The sequence below is a fragment of the Leucobacter sp. 1207-22 genome, assembly GCF_052850455.1.
This window is the reverse complement of the sequence record NZ_VXCR01000001.1, coordinates 289,036-305,910: the sequence shown is the minus strand read 5'-3', so window position 1 is coordinate 305,910 and position 16,875 is coordinate 289,036. Positions and strand designations below refer to the sequence as shown.

Sequence of the window (16,875 nt, the reverse complement as noted above, 5' to 3'; positions counted from 1 at the left end):
CTGTTGTAATACTGAACTTACGCATCAAAATTCTTGAGAGGATGCGCATTTTGGCTTTTCCAGTCATGCCGGAGAGGAGTAGCTCGTGCTGAGATACATCCTTTTCCGGCTTCTCCAGGTGATTCCAGTTCTGCTGGGCACCACATTCCTGATCTACTTCATGGTCTTCGCTATGCCGGGCGACCCGATCCTTGCGATGTTTGGCGACAAGACGCCAAACCCAGCAGTGGTCGCGCAGCTCAAAGAGCAGTACCACCTAGATCAGCCCTTCATTGTCCAGTACTTCCTGTACCTCAAGGGAGTGCTCGTCGGCGACTTCGGCATGAGCTTCTCAGGCCAGCCGATCTCAGAGGTGCTCGCACGCACCTTCCCGGTCACCGTGAAGCTTGCTCTGATCGCAATTGTCGTTGAACTGTTTGTTGCCATTGCAGTGGGTCTCTTCTCGGGCCTTCGCAAGGGTGGCATCTTCGACAACGTGAACCTCATTATCGGTCTGCTCCTCATGAGCGTGCCGATCTTCGTGATCGCGTTCGCAGCGCAGTTCTTCTTCGGTGTGAAGCTCGGTTGGTTCAGCCCCACTGTCGGTGCTGGCGCCCCGCTACAGGACCTCTTGCTGCCTGGCCTCGTCCTTGGTATCAGCCTGTACGCGACGAGCATGCGTCTGACGCGTTCTTCGGTGATCGACACGCTCAACCAGGACTTCGTGCGCACTGCCTATTCAAAGGGTTTGAGCCGTGGTCGTGTCATTCCCGTGCACGTGCTGCGTAACTCGATGATTCCTACCGTGACGAATACGGCAACCGACTTCGGAATTCTGATTGTCGGCGCAACGGTCACCGAGGGTATCTTCAACGTTCCCGGCGTCGGTAACGCGCTGTTCCAAGCAATCATCAAGGGCGAGAACGCGACCGTCGTGTCGTTCGTGACCGTCATGGTGCTTGTGTACCTCGGCGTGAACTTGCTTGTTGACCTCCTGTACGCAGTACTTGATCCGAGGATCCGATATGCCTGAGTCCCAGAAACCTACTACTGAGCACTATGTAGCTCCGTTCGAAGAGACCCCGGTAGCTGCCGTTGATGCGGTACGCATCGACGCGAAGCGTTCGAACCTGTGGCTGGATGCGTGGCGCGACATGCGTCGTCGTCCCATGTTCTGGATCTCGGCTGTTGTCATTCTCGTCATCGCGCTTGTCGCGATGTTCCCGACCTGGTTCACGAGTGTTGATCCTCGTGCGTGCAGCCTCGACTTCTCGAAGAGCCCTGCATCACCTGGGCATCCACTTGGCTATGACGCGCAGGGATGCGACATCTACTCGCGCGTTGTTTGGGGTGCAGGCACCTCGGTCACCGTCGGTCTTATCGTGATCTTCATCACGTTCGTGATCGGTACAGTCATGGGCGCCCTCGCCGGCTTCTTCGGCGGCTGGGTCGACACCGTGCTGTCGCGTCTTGGAGATATCTTCTTCTCGATTCCTTACATCCTCGCTGCAGTCATCGTGATGACCGTCTTCGCTGACTACCGCAACGTGTGGGTCATTGCGCTCGCAATCGGTGGCTTCTCGTGGCCGGTTTCCGCGCGAATTCTGCGCGGTGAGATTCTGCGGGTGAAGAACTCTGACTTCGTCATGGCGTCTGAGTCGATTGGCTTGTCGCGGATCCGCACCCTCGTGAAGCACGTGCTCCCCAACGCGATCGCACCGCTTATCGTGGTGACGACGCTGTCGCTCTCGGCGGCGATCGTGGCTGAGGCAGTGCTGTCGTTCCTGGGTGTTGGTCTTCCCTCAGCAGAATTCATGAGCTGGGGCAATGACATCAGTGCGGCGCAGCGTGATCTGCGTAACTCGCCTGAGATTCTTATGTGGCCGTCTCTTGCTCTTGCGATTACCGTGCTCGGTTTCGTGATGATGGGCGAGGTCGTCCGCGACGCGCTTGATCCGAAGGCGAGGGCTCGTCGATGAACGAAAGGACCAAGTCGCAGATGGAACCGCTGCTGAGCGTACGTGATCTGCGTATCTCGTTTGGTGCAAAGAAGAAGCAGACCGAGGTCGTACACGGCGTCGACTTCGACGTCTACCCTGGCGAGACGGTTGCAATCGTTGGCGAGTCCGGCTCGGGCAAGTCAACGACCATGCACGCAGTCATCGACCTGCTTCCAGGCACGGGTGCAGTCACCGGCGGATCGATCAAGCTCAACGGGCGCGAGCTCGTTGGTCTGAGCCGTCGCGAGATGGAGTCGCTGCGTGGCCGTGAGATCGGCCACGTTCCGCAGGACCCGATGTCAAACCTCAACCCCGTGTGGTCGGTTGGCTTCCAGGTTGAAGAGGCGATCCGCGCCAATGGTGTTGCGAAGGGCCGTCAGGCTGTTCGTGCGCGTGCGGTCGAGGTACTCGAGCAGGCAGGCCTGAAGGATGCTGACAAGCGTATGCGTCAGTACCCGCACCAGTTCTCTGGCGGCATGAAGCAGCGCGCGCTCATCGGCATTGGTATGTCGGCGAACCCGAAGCTGCTCATTGCTGATGAGCCAACCTCGGCGCTCGATGTCACCGTGCAGCGTGTGGTGCTCGATCACCTTGCATCGCTCACGCAGAAGCAGGGCACCGCGGTGGTCTTCATTACGCACGATCTCGGCCTCGCGGCTGAGCGCGCTGAGAAGCTCATCGTGATGTACAAGGGCAACATTGTCGAGGCTGGCCCCAGCCGCGAGATTCTGCAGCGCCCGCAGCACCCGTACACCCAGCGTCTCGTCGCTGCGGCACCGAGCCTCGCTTCGCGTCGTATCGGCGAATCAGACGGTGCAGGTGTTGCCGCTGGCGATGCCGCATTCGACCTCGCTGCAATGGCGACTGCGCGAGCTGAACAGCTCGAGGTGACGAAGACTCCCGTGATCGAGGTGCGTGATCTCACCAAGATCTACAAGCTTCGTAAGGGCAACTTCGGAACCGAAGATCTCGCTGCGGTCAAGAACGCAAACTTCGTGGTGAACCGTGGTGAGACCATGGCACTCGTTGGTGAGTCGGGTTCTGGCAAGTCGACCATCGCGAAGATGGTGCTGCAGCTTGAGAAGCCGACGACTGGCGAGATCCTCATTGAGGGCAAGCCAACGAAGGATCTCAAGGGACGCGAGCTCTTCAAGCTCCGGAGCCGTTTGCAGCCGGTCTTCCAGGATCCGTACGGATCGCTTGATCCGCTGCACAACATCGGCAATACGATCCTTGAGCCCCTGAAGGTGCACGGCATCGGTGACGCTGCGAGCCGCAAGGCGCGTCTCAACGAGCTGCTTGACCAGGTTGCGCTTCCTCGCGAACTTGCGACGCGTTACCCGAACGAGCTCTCGGGCGGCCAGCGTCAGCGCGTTGCTGTTGCCCGTGGTCTCGCGCTCAAGCCTGAGATCCTCGTCCTTGACGAGGCGGTATCGGCGCTTGACGTGCTCGTGCAGGCGCAGATCCTGGAGCTCCTTGCAGAGCTGCAGCGCGATCTTGGCCTCACCTACCTGTTCATCACTCACGACCTCGCTGTGGTTCGCCTCATCGCGGATCGTGTGTGCGTGATGCAGCAGGGACAGATCATCGAGCAGGCAACTACCGCTGAGGTCTTCGAGAACCCGCAGCATGCCTACACGCAGAATCTGCTGAACGCGATTCCCGGTCGAAACATCGAACTGGGTATCCAGTAAGGCGGACTCTTCGTCACATAAGAGGCCGGTGGACACTCAGTGTTCACCGGCCTCTTGCGTATTGTTCGTCGGCCCTCGTGGCCCCCCCCGCACCAGAAACGCGAGCCATTCGGGTGAAAAGTTCAGAAATGCTTGTGTAGAATAGTGCGTCGGCTTCTTTCAGGCTGCTGCGATCCTTCGCACGGTCATAGGCACCCGCCGCCGACCTTCCGCATGTCTCGTTAGGATCCCACCTTTATGGCTCTCGCAACACGCGAAGACCTTCGCAATGTCGCTATCGTCGCACACGTCGATCACGGCAAGACCACCCTCGTCAACGCAATGCTCACGCAGACGAACTCGTTCGATGCGCACGAAGAAGTCGGCGACCGCGTCATGGACTCGAACGATCTCGAGCGCGAAAAGGGCATCACGATCCTCGCGAAGAACACCGCGATTACTTACGAGGGTGACCATGCTCAGAACGGCCCTGTCACGATTAACGTGATCGATACCCCGGGTCACGCTGACTTCGGTGGCGAGGTCGAGCGCGCGCTTTCGATGGTTGACGGCGTTGTACTGCTCGTTGACTCGGCTGAAGGCCCCATGCCCCAGACCCGCTTCGTGCTGCGCAAGGCACTTGAGGCTCGCCTGCCGGTGATCCTCGCAATCAACAAGACCGACCGTGGCGATGCACGTATCGAGGGCGTCGAGAGTGATGCTCAGGACCTCCTCCTCGGTCTCGCTTCGGACCTCGCTGAGGACCACCCAGACATCGACATCGACTCGGTGCTCGAGGTTCCCACGGTGTACCTCTCGGGCCGTGCAGGCGTTGCTTCACACAACCGTCCCGCAGACGGCACCCTGCCTGACAAGGAGAACCTTGAGGACCTGTTCCAGGTCATCCTCGAGCGCGTTCCTGCTCCCACCTACGATGACGAGCACGTTCTTCAGGCACACGTCACCAACCTTGACTCGTCGCCGTTCCTCGGCCGTATTGCACTGCTTCGCGTGCACCACGGTGAGATCCACAAGGGCGAGAACGTTGTGTGGATCAAGCACGACGGCACCACCCAGAACGTGCGCATCACTGAGCTCATGCTCACCAAGGCACTCACCCGTTACCCTGCTGAGAAGGCAGGCCCCGGTGACATCGTTGCGATCGCTGGTATCGAAGACATCACCATTGGTGAGACCATCGCTGACGCGAGCAACCCGATCGCCCTCCCGACGATTACGGTCGATGAGCCCGCGATCTCGATGACCATTGGTGCAAACACCTCGCCCCTCGTTGGCAAGGTCAAGGGCCACAAGCTCACCGCTCGTATGATCAAGGATCGCCTTGACCGTGAGCTCATCGGTAACGTGTCGCTGCGCGTTCTCGATACCGAGCGTCCCGACGCTTGGGAAGTTCAGGGTCGTGGCGAGCTCGCTCTCTCGATCCTCGTTGAGAACATGCGTCGTGAGGGCTTCGAGCTCACCGTTGGCAAGCCTCAGGTTGTGACCAAGCAGGTCGACGGTAAGACTCACGAGCCTTACGAGCACCTCACCATCGATACTCCTGAGGAATACCTCGGCGCAATCACCCAGCTCCTCGCTGCTCGTAAGGGCCGCATGGAGAACATGGTGAACAACGGCACCGGCTGGGTTCGCATGGAGTTCATCGTTCCTTCGCGTGGCCTCATTGGCTTCCGTTCGGAGTTCATGACTGAGACCCGCGGTACCGGTATCGCGAACGCGATCGCACACGGCTACGCCGAGTGGGCTGGCCAGATCGTCACCCGTCACAACGGTTCGATCGTTGCTGACCGTGCAGGCGTTGTGACTCCGTTCTCGATGATCAACCTGCAGGAGCGTATGTCGTTCTTCGTCGAGCCGACGCAGGAGGTCTACGAGGGCATGGTTATCGGTGAGAACTCACGTTCGGAAGACATGGATGTGAACATCACCAAGGAGAAGAAGCTGACGAACATGCGTTCGGCATCGGCTGACAACTTCGAGTCGATGACACCGCCCCGCAAGCTCACGCTTGAGGAATGCCTCGAGTTCGCTCGCGAAGACGAGTGCGTCGAGGTTACCCCCGAGCACGTTCGTATCCGCAAGCTCGTGCTTGACTCGACCATGCGTGCACGCACCGCTTCGCGCAACAAGAACCAGAAGTAATTCGCTTCTGCGTCTGAGCGCGCTGGCTGCTTACTGAGCAGCTGACACTGTGCCCGGTCTCCTGATGGGAGGCCGGGCACAGTGTGTTTCTGTGGGTGTCTCCCTGGTGTGAGGATCGCCCGGGTTTGCGCAAAACGCGTCGCCGTTTTCGTGTTTCTCGTGCGCGCCACTAAACTAAAACCTGCGTGCAAACGCAAATCGGGATGTGGCGCAGCTTGGTAGCGCACGTCGTTCGGGACGACGGGGTCGCAGGTTCAAATCCTGTCATCCCGACCAGAAGCCCCGGAACTACCGCAGAATGATGCGGAAGTTCCGGGGCTTTTTAGTGCGCAAAGCTGAATCGAACCCAAATCGCCGACATCGGGCTAACACGGCAAACTACGCAGCTGAAGCCCGCCTCCATCTGACAACCTCCTGCATTTGGCCGGGCTACGGGTGCGGGTAGATGTTAACCACCAAGGAACGCTGCGACTGCGTAGAAGTTTATGATCAGCGCGATGATTCCGAGCAGCGGCAAAAACCAGGCGCGAAGCCCGCGAGCGTAGAACATCCAGCCGAGAAGCAACACGCCCGCGAAGATCACGAACGGCCCGCCGACCACGAAACCCATCCCGGCATTGAACTTGCTCGCCGAACGCGTGGTCACGGTTCCCGCATAACTGAGGAACCTGCCCATTGAGGAAGCGAAGACTGCGCCAAAGAGGAGTGCTACGGATAACAGGGTGAACGTCACATACTCGGATGCCGGGAACTTGCGAGGCTGCGCTGTATTACTCATTTCTCAATTCTGCAACAGGAAGAGTGGTGATTTGTAAGACGCACAGAGGCCCTCCCGAACTTTAATGAAGCACGGCTTCTGGTGATGATGTTCTCGCTTATACACCCAAACGGCTGGACCCCGTGCTTGAACGCCATCGGTGTACACCGATCACTCCGTCAGAATGGGCAACCTGATGGAAGGTGAACCACTCGTCACGGTCCTCGGCAACCTGGTGGCAGATCCCGCGCCGCGCATTTCGCAGACTGGTATCGCCCCGACCTTGTGGGCGCGCGACAAATGATCTGGTGACCGGTCAGATTGTGGATTGCTGTGGTTTGATTGCCGAGACTACAACTTCGGACGACGCGGAGCCGATCGCCTCGCACATGACATCGCGCCGCAACTCGTCTCCGCCCTCGAAAACGCGCCAGCGGAACCCGAATGGGAATGGGGATACGCGGGGGAGACGCTCGTCGGAGTCCACTCCGCAACCAGTCAAGAAGCTGCCCGCGAAGACGTCGCCAACCTACGCCGCTACTGGAAACGCGAACGAAACTTCTGGGTCGTCCGACGAAGGAAAGCAAGCGACTGGGAACCCGCAGACCCAGACGAGGCAAACAACCAAACCACTGCGGCGAGCGCTGTCTCACGAGCCGAAGTGTTGAACACCGACCAGAAGGGAACTAGACGATGGCTGCAATGCGAGTACTGACTGTACGGCAGCCGTGGGCGTGGGCGATCATGCATGGGTACAAGGACGTCGAGAACCGCGTCCGCAACATTGCAGGAGCCTACCGCGGCCCTGTCGCGATTCATGCTGCGAAGTCAGGAGACTACGGCGCACTGAACGACCCCGCGCTCGCCGCAGCGATTGAACACCACGTGCAGGCGACTGGGGAAGCGTGGCGGTACGTGGATCTCCCTCGAGGTGTGATCCTCGGCGTCGTCGACTTGACCGAGACGCACGCTTACACGCCTGGCGTCGGGTGCAATGACACCAACAGCAAGATCCAGATGCGCAAGGTGATGTGCTCGCCTTGGGCGCAGCCAGGAAACCACCATTTGCGCGTAGAACGCCCGCGACAGCTCGCAGAACCGATCCCATACGTGGGTGCGCTCGGGATGCGACGCCTCGACGAAGACACCATCCAAGCGATCGAAGAACAGCTCGCGCGAGAGGACACAGACAAGTGAGCCAGAAGACACTGAAGTGGTGCGCACGATGCCCGCAAACGCTCAAAACCTGGGAGAACCGGGCAAAGCAAACCATCTGCCCAGACTGCCGATTCGTACTCCACCTCGAATCGAAAGAAACACGAGAGGCATGGGCGGCATGACGAAAAAAATGACAGCACGCCAGCGAGAACACTTACTCAGCGATGCAGAAGCACAGTACCCACACTGCGGACACTGCGCAGAATCGTGCGACCACGACGGCGACAGCTTCATCTGCCAGCCATGCGGACTCGCGTACGACACGCACACCCTCACACCCGAGCTGATCGAAACCGAGGAACCCGCATGCGGCGCACCATGCGAACACCCAGAACACAAACGCATCATCACCACGCCAGACAGCTCCAGCACTTACGAGACAGTCTGCTACCCCTGCCTGCTCACCAAAGACCACCAAACCACGGAGCACGCACACGGATGTCACGTCCGGCTCATCACCACACCCAACACAACCAACGCGCTCGCCGCCGAACTGTGAAACGCAAGCATTGTGGCGTGAATGTTGCGCAGTGAATGCTCGTGAAGCAGCCCGCAGCCGTTCTGACCCGCACCTTGTAACACCGACCCCGCTCGACTAGGCGGGGTTTTCTTATACCCATGAGGGGCTGGACGAGAGGTTGGCCCCTCAGCTCAGGCCAATGGAGTGTTGTGAGTACCAGTTGGTTCGGTTACGAGACCATCAGGGACTGGAATGACGAATGTCTCAGACTTTTCCTTTTCCTGTTTACGGCCTTCTCGCCAGAATACCGTCACTGATAGATCATCTTTCCAAGGCGTGTAAGCAGAGCCATATTCTTGATTTACAGAAGCAGCGAACTGTGGGTCAACCTGCTTGAGATTGATCGACCACTAGAAGGTTTGTCCTGGCGACAGCATGGGGGTGATGACACGGGAGGGCTGATCAACATCGCTGTCGAACGTGACATATACGTTCTTGGCAACCTTTGTCCCAGAGTTTCCTATTTCAACCTGGATGCTGCGCCATGGCTCGAAACTTGAGTCTGAGTGGACGCTTGTTTTGCTAACAAATAGTGCTGTGCGATCTCGATATGTCTTTGCGACAGCAAATAGAGCTGCGCCTGAGGCGACTATTGCGCCAACAAAAGTTCCAACCGCGGTGCTTGTGACAGTAGTCCAATCAACGGCAGAAGCCACTGTTTGAGATATGGCCGATGTTTCCATAGCTCGCACTCTATCCAAGATTGGAGATTGCTTTGGCGACCCTAGAAATTTTCAGTCAGTCTCCAAATCGCAGTGAGCCTGAACTGGATGACCTGTCTCGTGAATTTGAACGTCAGGCCGAGATCATCGGTCTGGCTGACGACTTCGCGGCGATGATCCCTCCCGTGTGCGCGGCATGCGGGCAAACGATTGAAAGGAAAACGACATGATGTTTGATTCAATGCTTGAGCAGGGCGGAGCCGCTGGGAAAGCTAAGAGGCGTCGTCGCTTCGACGGATGTTCGAAGCTTCCGCCTGTTCGGCAGCGTGTTTACGCAAAGCGGAAAGGACGGCGCTTCTGATGACTCCCCACAAGACGTAGAAGAAGATCGCCGCGAGGACGATGGGCAGAACAATCGCAGAGATATCCAACGCGATACTCGCTCTTTCGTCGATCATGCCACTCAACTTATCTGAGTTTGGGTGGCCTTTCTATACCTGCATCCATAAAGCAAGGAAGAAGAAACCATGACTGAGATTGATGTTGCCAAGCTGCGAGCGCTGCCCGCAAACAGCTGCGACGAGCAGGCTCACGCCACCGTGAACCGAAATCTCAACCGAGTGGTTGAGATCAACGTAGGGCTGGTCAACGACTTAGCTGCTGTTCGAGAGGAGCGCGACGAAGCTATCGAGCGTGCTGAGCGTGCTGAGGCAGCGATAGAGCGAGCCAAGTCGAAGCATCGCAAGATGACTGACGATGACGAGCCGTACTGCCTGACCTGCTACCAATCACCGTACGGGCATGCGCCTTGGCCGTGTCCTACGGTCGCTGCTTTCGATACAGGGAAAGAAAAGAACGATGAGTGAGCCACAACAAATCACGATTCACGAGTTAAACAGCCAAGAGCCCCTGTTGCACCCGTGCCAGTACGGCAATCACCGGTGGGCTTGGCTCAACGCTGGCGGTCAGGCGTGCGGGAATTGTGGGGTGCCGCGATGATCGTTGATATTCGAGCCGCAGCGGAAGCGGAGGCTGCACAGCGTTACCCATTCATAGGGGTAGACCTGCCAGCGCTCAATAATAGCCGCCGACTGCGTCAGAAAGCGTTTGCCGCCGGTGCCGTGTGGGCGCAAGCACAGCTCGCTCGCACCCACACGAGAACAGATCGCGCAATGTCTCGCTTCAACACGAGAGCCCGAGTATCAGGGCATCGAGCAGAAAGACCTGGACGATGCTGACGCGATACTCGGGCTACTGAAAGAACTGATTCGAAGTGCGAACTAATAGGAATCCAAGATAGCGCTGCCAGTAAGCGAGATTCTAAAATCATCGTCTTGCTTGTTGCCATTCGCGTCAACCCACTCGAGAGTGACCTCAGGCTTACCGAACTCTCCAAATGGCCGCATGCCAACCATGAAAAACAGAGGTTCGTTTTGACCAATTTCACCAGGCCATTCCGTGTCTCCATAGAACCGGATCTCCGGACTCATAAATGACCGGGAAATCTTAAGGTCAGACACCACGGCTGAAGAAGTCTTCACGACACAGTAAAGGAGAATCCTTTTCTCGCGGTTCATCAGCAACGGTTCAACAACCCAATTAGGGTTGATCGCCAAAGTTGAGCGAACGATGGGGAGCGCAGGCGCAAGGACCTTATTTGCCGCAGCCTTTGCGTCCTTTCTAGCGAAGAAACCCTCCAACGCGCCGGACACTACGCCCTTTGCTGCGGATGCAATCGGATCAATCTCACTCTCATTCATGCCACTCAACCTATCCAAGTTCGGGTGGCTTTTCTATACCCACAGGAAGGGGAAACCCACACGGCCAAGAATCCTCGAACTCAGCGTTACTTCCCTCGCATGAAAGTGCGCGGCGCACGCCGGAAACGACAACGACACATTTACGCGATCCAAAGATTCGCCGATCCAAGTGAACAGGCAGCGCGTTCGCTAGAAGTGTTCTTCGTCACGCTCGGAAAGCACATTACGGAAGCGAAAGTCACCCGCATTACTGACTACGTCAGTACAGACGGAATCACCCTGAGAGGGGAACATGGAAACCACTGAACGAGCGTCTCTCGAACACGAGACGTTCGGTTGTCTGACAGAGCACGAGCTCGCGCGATTCAAATGGGCGTGGGCGGCAGCTGCTGGAATCATCATCTGGCTGAAGGCAGCGGGGGAGATCCGCGCACAAGCAGAAGACGTGCGAGTGAACTCTTCCACCGACCCGGCAACACCACTCGCAGCGACCTGGCTTGCCGCTGACGAGATCCAAAGCCACCTGACCGCACTCAACCGGTTCCGAGACGAACACGAAGCAGCAAACGACAAGATCGGCCAATACCACGCCATCGAGATCGGCCGACTCGTCGCCGCAGCAGACCGGAACTGGCCACAAGAAGACAAACCACGCAAGATCACCGTGATGACATGCGGCGGATGCAACAAGCTCACGCTCGCGTACCGGCCACCACGTTACCCAGGTGACCGGATCATTAACTCCTGTATTGCGGGTACGAGCTCACGCCAGCACAGTACGCGCTCGCAATGCACATCATCCTGACTGACGTAGAGGAAGGCGTTTATGCAAACACCAGCACAACGAGTGCCGCGAACAACGAAGCTTGACGACCACTTCGTGAAGCTAGAAGACGCGGGCGAACGGGCAGGGAAGTCCCAGCACACCATCTACCGGTGGATCCGTGACGAACGCGTGAAAGTCATGCGCATCAACGGTGTCAAGCGGCTCTCCGTGCCTGACCTGCTACAAGCCGAACTGGACACACGACGGTGAGTGTTTGACATCTCGTGCCACTCGTGCAAATCTATATACAGATGGTGGATCACTGTATCCGACCACCGCCCCGCGACAGCATCTGTTTCGGGGCTTTCGTCTTTCTAAGGGGCGGTTCTGCATGTTCGGCAGGCCGCCCCTGGTCATGTCTTCCATGATGCGTCATGCATTGTTCGTATCGGCCAGTCGTGCCGAAGGAAGAAAACGACACTCTCGCGGTGGATCGGAGAGACGTGGTGCGTTCGCAAGTCGTTGCGCGCAAACGAACGCACCACGCACTGCAGAAGAAGCTGGTAAATACCGAGGCAAAAAGGCGCCCAAGTACTTACTGAGCGCCGAGGATCATCTTTGCTACTTCCAGCGCTGCGGCGCCATCAAGCTCTGGAAGGTTCTCCCACCTGCCCCCAGAAACTGTGACCTCAACACCTGGAACCCAGATAGTCGTGCCAATGACAGCTGACAAGCCAATGTCGACAGTCATCGAGTAGGCCTGTCCGCCGTTCTCCTTGACCCAATCGTCACTGATGGCCTCGTAGCCGCTCATATTCTCAAGTGGGCTGTAATCGGGCCGCTCGGTAACCTTCGACAGGTTTACCTCGATGGAGCGTGCATTTTCTGGAGTGACTTCCTCGGGCGGAGTGTTCCAGCCGCATTGAACAGCATCTTCTGAAACGTTGTTCCAATCGTATGGAACGAACCCTTCGGTCCACGTCTCCACGAAAGGCTTAATGTCTTCGCATGACTTGATGTCAGCGAATGAGAATTCATCAGAAGAGTTGTTCTGGTTTGCTGAAGTCTGTTCTTTGGTTACTGAAGTTTCCTTGGCGTCAGTGGCGGAGCAGCCTGTCAGAAGGAGTCCAAACGCGCTTGCTGCAACAAGTATTGAAATTTTCCTCATGGCACAAGCATAGGATGCGGCATGCTGAACCCCAACTGTCTTGTGAATAAATCCAGTCGAACACCGAGACATAAACTTCCCGGCCATCGCGTCGGATCTTCTTCCCTGTGTCTGCATCAACGCCACACGGCAATGTCGGTGGCGCACTTCACACGCTGGATGCCAGTCACAGGGAACACCACCACCACGGAGGCACGCATGAGCGAGCACGTCTGCCCCGAATGCGGAAGCGAATACATGTCACTCCTCAGTGTAGAGGAAAGTGGCGAGATGGATAGCATCTGACGCGCTCCACGCCCGCCAGATGCTACGCGGACGCCGCCCCTGAATCTTTCGGCTTTCGCCCACCACCAGCACCACGACCAGGACGTCCAGCGTTCCAGGCGTCTACTGTTTCGGGCAGCCAACCGCGAGTGGTGCCGATCATCGCGTCAGGCTCAGGGAGCTTGTACTTCGACGCGGTGCGCTGTTCAACACCGATGCGTTCAGCGAGCTCCTTGAGAGACAGGTAGCGAATCACTCTGACTTTCCTTTCTTGCGAGTGAATGACGGGGCCAGGATGAACACGGCTGCTGCGAACGCGAAAGCCGTGGCTGCTGGTGCGGTGCGTACTGCGATGATCCCGGCAGTGATTGCGAGGATGAAAGCGATGACTTGCAGTGTTGATTTCATGATGGGCGCAATGAGAGAGTGAAAGTTGGGCTTGGAGGTAGTTGGGATATTTCGAAGCCCCGTTGTCGTTGCAGCTTGAGAACTGTGTTGGTTGACGATGCCTGTAGTGGCCTGCGGTTGCGTCACGGGCCACTACAAGACAATATCTAGTGCACTGGCTAGCCAGAAATGACGCCCGGCAACCCGCAGTAGATCTCCCAAATCTCCGCGCTTTCCAGTTCCCGCCCACTCGCGTCTGCGCGCTCCTGCACGGCACGCGCCAGCTGTACCTGCTCGTCGCGCGTCAGCGTGACGCCGTACTCCCGCTCAAGCAGAAAGGCGATACCGCCCTTGCCTGACTGCGAGTTTACGCGGATCACGGCGTCGTAGCTTCGCCCAATATCTGCTGGATCGATGGGCAGGTACGGAACGCGCCATTCGATCTCGCGCTCTGTCTTGCCGAGTGAAGCGGCGCGCGCACGGTGCTCTGCGAACCCCTTCTTGATGGCGTCCTGGTGTGTGCCGCTGAAGGCAGTGTGCACGAGCGAGCCCACGTAGGGATGCCTGGGGTGCACCTCCAGTTGGTTACAGTGTTCGACTGTGCGGCGGATCTCGTCGATGTCAGAGAAGTCAATCATCGGGTCGACGCCCTGCGCGTGCATATTCAGGGCGAGCACGGCGAGGTCGACGTTTCCTGTTCGTTCGCCGTTGCCGAAGATGCACCCCTCCACGCGCTGTGCACCGGCGAGGACCGCCAGCTCTGCGCAAGCGATGCCCGTTCCGCGATCGTTGTGTGGATGCACCGACAGGATGACGCTCTCGCGACGGGCGAGGTGCTTGTGCATGTATTCGATTTGATCCGCGTACACATTTGGCGTCGCGATTTCGACGGTCGCTGGCAGATTGAGAATGACGGGGCGCTCGGGGCGGGCATCCCACAGCTCGGTCATGGAGTTGCAGACATCAAGCACATATTCTGGCTCGGTGAGGTTGAAGACCTCTGGCGAAAACTCGAAACGTACGTTCGGCATATCCCCGGCGAGGTCGAGCACGTCGCGCCCGCCATTCAGGATGAGCTCGTGCAAGCTTTCGCGACTGTGTCCAAGCACATGCTCACGCCACGTCGGTGCGGTCGCGGTGTAGAGATGAATGACGACGTTATTGCGCACTCCGCGAATTGACGCGATCGTGCGTTCGATGAGGTCGCGCCGAGCGGCGGTGAAAACGACGATGGTGACATCCGGGGGAGCGATATCGGTGTCAGCAATCTGGCGCACAAAGTCGAAGTCTGTCTGTGATGCCGAGGGATAGCCAACCTCGATCTCCTTGTATCCCATGGTGACCATGAGGTCGAAGAACCGGCGCTTGCGCACGGGATCCATTGGCTCGGCCAGCGCCTGGTTGCCGTCGCGGAGGTCGACCGGTACCCACAAGGGCGCCTGAGTGAGGCGGCGGTTCGGCCAATCGCGCTCAATGAGTGGGATGTCAACGCGCGAGAATGCATCGGCGTATCGCTGCGAGGGCATCTGTGACTGGCGCTGCGGGTTCCAGCTGGGGGCGTTCGTTGGCACTGCGCCAGCAGGGGTGGAGATCGTGGGGAAAGTATTCGTATGCAATGTGAGTGTCCTGTCATGCGCGGATCAAATGACCGGCACATGGCTCAACCCCACGACGGGGAGCCGGTCTTGGCTACGCCCCGCCGTGGCGGCGAAGAAGGAGGAGGCCCGTGAACTGCATGGCATCACTCTAACACAACTCCTCAGACAAGTAGACAGGTCTGATTGCGAGCAAGTTATGCTGAACCTATGGCACAGGTAACGCGCGTCTCGCTCGCAGATCAGGCAGCGGAGTTACTCCTCGCCCGAATCCACAGCGGTGAGTGGGCAGTCGGCGCCAAGCTCCCAAGCGAGATGACCCTTGTTCCCGAGCTCGGCGTCGGACGTTCAACGGTGCGCGAAGCGATCCGCCAGCTCGCCGGACGCGGAATCCTCACCTCCCGCCAGGGGGCAGGCGTCTTCGTGACAGCCACCGAACCGCAAGAAGACCTCGGTGACGTGCTGCGCCGAGCTGATATCGTCTCGGTGATTGAAGCGCGGATCGCTATCGAAACTGAAGCAGCCGCGCTCGCCGCAGCGAGACGCACGGGCGCGGATCTCGACAGCCTCCGAGCTGCCCTCGTGAATCGCGAGCGCGATTTCCCGAGTGTGGTCGAACTTGTTGCCGCGGATACTGCATTTCACCGGGCCGTCGTCGTCGCGTCGCATAACCCTGTGCTCGTCGAGCTCTTCGACAGTTTTGTGCCGAGGCTGCAGGACGCGATGGTGGAGATGTTGTCGCTGCCGCTGCCGCGTGGTGGTGGGCGAGGTGAAAGTGGCGCTGGTGCTGGTGCTGGTGCTGGGGCTAGTGAGGCCACGCCAGCGGGCGGTTCTTTCCGCCAGGTCGAACCTGATGATGACGCACACGCCGCACTCGTCGGGGCAATAGCCTCAGGCGACGCCACAGCAGCGGCGCATGAAAGCCGTGCCCATCTTGAGATGCTGCGGGCGCGACTTCAGTAGGGCTCTCTGCCATTGGAATAGGTTTCTGTGCGGTGTCATTGGCGATATCGTGTAGCCGCCATTCATCTGGGCCCATTCCTGTGGTGTCACAATTATGTTGAGCCCTGACTTTGCGCGCCAGGAAGCCTCACCGCTTGAGAATGGAAACGATCCTTAGGGCATTCCTCCCGTCACGAGTCACGCCAAGCGCCATTCTCGAAATGTTCAGACCCGAACAAGCGAGACATTCTCGGCGGGTCACTCGGTCGCTCCCCATCGCATGCCAACGGGTCGAGAAGAAGCTGGGGGTCGCACGGCAAGCGCTGGTGAGGTAAAAGGGTTCGCATTCTGCTTCATCTGGCCGCTTGCCCCAGTGAGCTTGTTACTTTCGTCTTGCTTCTGGAGGGATCTGTGGAAGCAGAGGACTGAAGGAGGAAAGCGATGGTCGAGACAGTGGTGCGATTGCTGGAGCAATTGCTGGAGCAATTGCTGGTCTTCCAAGAGGTGCTCCTGGCGCGGGCGCGGGGCTTCTATTTGGTGGAGTCGCAGGCAGCGTCTCAGGAGCAGTGACATGTCGGTAGACGAACCACGCAAAACTGCACCTGTGCGAGAAGCCGGATGCCGTGATGTTAGGCATCACCATAGGCCATCATCAACCTGGTTTATTGTCTCGAGCGTGGTTGCCGGGCTGTTGAGCGGGCTGGTTTCCTCTGCGCTGACATTGTCAGCGGCTCCGTATCTGGGGTATGCCTTGAACGTTGCGATCGGACTTGCCTGTGCCGGTCTTGTTTTGCTGTTGCATCGTATGCGGAAACGTTAGGAGTGTTCTGCGCTGCAAGTGAAGCAGACGACTGCCTGCGTCTTTGCCTCAGGAAAGGACGAGAACTGGCGCATTGGTCAGGCAAACTGGCGGATCCGAGAGCTGGGCAGCAGGGCAACCACGTCGAAAAGCCCCGCTTTTCGCGAAGAAGGCCCTTATTCACGCAAATAAGGCACGCTTTCGGCAGAAAGCATCGATCTC

18 protein-coding genes and 1 tRNA gene are annotated in these 16,875 nt (G+C 58.2%); 12 read left to right on the top strand and 7 right to left on the bottom strand.

The annotated features are described in order from the left end of the window. The first annotated feature begins 85 nt into the window (after window positions 1-85). From FW756_RS01425 to FW756_RS01405, 5 genes are all read left to right on the top strand, one after another. On the top strand, window positions 86-1,012 hold the full coding sequence (locus FW756_RS01425) for an ABC transporter permease (RefSeq protein ID WP_446428395.1): 927 nt from the start codon (window positions 86-88) through the stop codon (window positions 1,010-1,012). Further along, a complete protein-coding gene (locus tag FW756_RS01420) occupies window positions 1,005-1,958 on the top strand; it encodes an ABC transporter permease (RefSeq protein ID WP_446428394.1) in 954 nt (317 codons plus the stop codon). The genes FW756_RS01425 and FW756_RS01420 overlap by 8 nt, the downstream gene beginning before the upstream one ends. Further along, window positions 1,955-3,673 carry a dipeptide ABC transporter ATP-binding protein gene (locus tag FW756_RS01415; protein ID WP_446428393.1) on the top strand — a complete coding sequence of 573 codons (1,719 nt, stop codon included), beginning with the start codon at window positions 1,955-1,957 and terminating at the stop codon, window positions 3,671-3,673. Before FW756_RS01420 ends, FW756_RS01415 begins: the two co-directional genes overlap by 4 nt. Before the next feature lie 237 nt (window positions 3,674-3,910). Beyond that, window positions 3,911-5,815, top strand: coding sequence for a translational GTPase TypA (gene typA / locus FW756_RS01410; RefSeq protein ID WP_446428392.1), 1,905 nt, complete (start codon window positions 3,911-3,913; stop codon window positions 5,813-5,815). A 199-nt stretch (window positions 5,816-6,014) separates the two neighbouring features. Continuing rightward, window positions 6,015-6,091 (top strand) — tRNA-Pro (locus tag FW756_RS01405). A 172-nt stretch (window positions 6,092-6,263) separates the two neighbouring features. On the opposite strand, the gene FW756_RS01400 is transcribed toward FW756_RS01405, so the two are convergent. Beyond that, window positions 6,264-6,593 (bottom strand): hypothetical protein, encoded by a 330-nt coding sequence (locus FW756_RS01400; RefSeq protein WP_446428391.1) that lies wholly within the window; start codon window positions 6,591-6,593, stop codon window positions 6,264-6,266. A 307-nt stretch (window positions 6,594-6,900) separates the two neighbouring features. On the opposite strand from FW756_RS01400, the gene FW756_RS01395 reads away from it, so the two are divergent. Together FW756_RS01395 and FW756_RS01390 are read left to right on the top strand one after the other, a co-directional pair. Next, window positions 6,901-7,287, top strand: a complete 387-nt coding sequence (locus FW756_RS01395; protein ID WP_446428390.1) for a hypothetical protein — start codon at window positions 6,901-6,903, stop codon at window positions 7,285-7,287. Then, window positions 7,266-7,769: a hypothetical protein gene (locus tag FW756_RS01390; protein WP_446428389.1), complete on the top strand. Its 504-nt coding sequence runs from the start codon at window positions 7,266-7,268 to the stop codon at window positions 7,767-7,769. Before FW756_RS01395 ends, FW756_RS01390 begins: the two co-directional genes overlap by 22 nt. A gap of 175 nt (window positions 7,770-7,944) precedes the next feature. Here FW756_RS01390 and FW756_RS01385 read toward each other — a convergent pair whose 3' ends face one another. Together FW756_RS01385 and FW756_RS01380 are read right to left on the bottom strand one after the other, a co-directional pair. Further along, a complete protein-coding gene (locus FW756_RS01385) occupies window positions 7,945-8,235 on the bottom strand; it encodes a hypothetical protein (RefSeq protein ID WP_446428388.1) in 291 nt (96 codons plus the stop codon). 1,009 nt (window positions 8,236-9,244) lie between these two features. Further along, window positions 9,245-9,430: a hypothetical protein gene (locus FW756_RS01380; RefSeq protein ID WP_446428387.1), complete on the bottom strand. Its 186-nt coding sequence runs from the start codon at window positions 9,428-9,430 to the stop codon at window positions 9,245-9,247. 69 nt (window positions 9,431-9,499) lie between these two features. Between FW756_RS01380 and FW756_RS01375 the strand changes: the two genes are divergently transcribed. Beyond that, the gene (locus tag FW756_RS01375) at window positions 9,500-9,838 is read left to right on the top strand and encodes a hypothetical protein (protein WP_446428386.1); all 339 of its coding nucleotides are present in this window, start codon (window positions 9,500-9,502) and stop codon (window positions 9,836-9,838) included. 414 nt (window positions 9,839-10,252) lie between these two features. On the opposite strand, the gene FW756_RS01370 is transcribed toward FW756_RS01375, so the two are convergent. Then, the gene (locus tag FW756_RS01370; protein WP_446428385.1) at window positions 10,253-10,732 is read right to left on the bottom strand and encodes a hypothetical protein; all 480 of its coding nucleotides are present in this window, start codon (window positions 10,730-10,732) and stop codon (window positions 10,253-10,255) included. 292 nt (window positions 10,733-11,024) lie between these two features. Here FW756_RS01370 and FW756_RS01365 point away from each other — a divergent pair, with 292 nt between their 5' ends. Continuing rightward, window positions 11,025-11,537, top strand: a complete 513-nt coding sequence (locus tag FW756_RS01365; protein ID WP_446428384.1) for a hypothetical protein — start codon at window positions 11,025-11,027, stop codon at window positions 11,535-11,537. A 21-nt stretch (window positions 11,538-11,558) separates the two neighbouring features. Beyond that, complete coding sequence (locus FW756_RS01360; RefSeq protein WP_446428383.1) at window positions 11,559-11,768, top strand: hypothetical protein; 210 nt, start codon at window positions 11,559-11,561, stop codon at window positions 11,766-11,768. Between the two features lie 325 nt (window positions 11,769-12,093). Here FW756_RS01360 and FW756_RS01355 read toward each other — a convergent pair whose 3' ends face one another. The 3 genes from FW756_RS01355 to FW756_RS01345 form a co-directional block, all read right to left on the bottom strand. Then, entirely contained in the window at window positions 12,094-12,666 is a 573-nt protein-coding gene (locus tag FW756_RS01355) for a hypothetical protein (protein WP_446428334.1), read from the bottom strand. A 307-nt stretch (window positions 12,667-12,973) separates the two neighbouring features. Continuing rightward, entirely contained in the window at window positions 12,974-13,186 is a 213-nt protein-coding gene (locus FW756_RS01350) for an XRE family transcriptional regulator (protein WP_446428382.1), read from the bottom strand. A gap of 310 nt (window positions 13,187-13,496) precedes the next feature. Beyond that, the gene (locus FW756_RS01345) at window positions 13,497-14,933 is read right to left on the bottom strand and encodes a 2-isopropylmalate synthase (RefSeq protein ID WP_446428381.1); all 1,437 of its coding nucleotides are present in this window, start codon (window positions 14,931-14,933) and stop codon (window positions 13,497-13,499) included. Window positions 14,934-15,122: 189 nt separating this feature from the next. Between FW756_RS01345 and FW756_RS01340 the strand changes: the two genes are divergently transcribed. Next, the gene (locus FW756_RS01340) at window positions 15,123-15,875 is read left to right on the top strand and encodes a FadR/GntR family transcriptional regulator (RefSeq protein ID WP_446428380.1); all 753 of its coding nucleotides are present in this window, start codon (window positions 15,123-15,125) and stop codon (window positions 15,873-15,875) included. 420 nt (window positions 15,876-16,295) lie between these two features. Continuing rightward, a complete protein-coding gene (locus tag FW756_RS01335; RefSeq protein WP_446428379.1) occupies window positions 16,296-16,424 on the top strand; it encodes a hypothetical protein in 129 nt (42 codons plus the stop codon). Window positions 16,425-16,875 lie beyond the last annotated feature (451 nt).